Annotated in this window: 1 pseudogene; it reads left to right on the plus strand. The window is 49.8% G+C overall.

The annotated features are described in order from the left end of the window. Positions 1–448, plus strand: a pseudogene (locus tag JQK88_RS35710) (hypothetical protein); the annotation flags it as partial.

Below are 448 nucleotides of genomic sequence, written 5' to 3' on the forward strand. Positions count from 1 at the left end.
GCCATCAACACCATCGTTAATGATGATGGCTATCTGCGTGGCTATAACACCGACGGCACGGGCCATATTCGCGCCATTAAAGAGAGCGGTTTTGATATCAAAGGCAAAACGATGGTGCTGTTAGGGGCCGGAGGTGCCTCAACGGCAATTGGCGCGCAGGGGGCAATTGAAGGTTTAAAAGAAATTAAACTCTTTAACCGTCGGGATGAGTTCTTCGATAAAGACCTCGCCTTCGCGCAGCGGGTTAACGAAAACACCGATTGCGTCGTGACAGTCACCGATCTCGCCGATCAGCAAGCCTTTGCAGAAGCCCTGGCTTCCGCCGACATTTTAACCAATGGCACCAAAGTGGGTATGAAACCCCTTGAGAATGAATCGTTGGTTAATGATATCAGTCTGTTACATCCGGGACTTCTGGTCACTGAATGCGTGTATAACCCGCATATGA

Source organism: Mesorhizobium caraganae (genome assembly GCF_016836705.1).
Classification (GTDB): domain Bacteria; phylum Pseudomonadota; class Alphaproteobacteria; order Rhizobiales; family Rhizobiaceae; genus Mesorhizobium; species Mesorhizobium caraganae.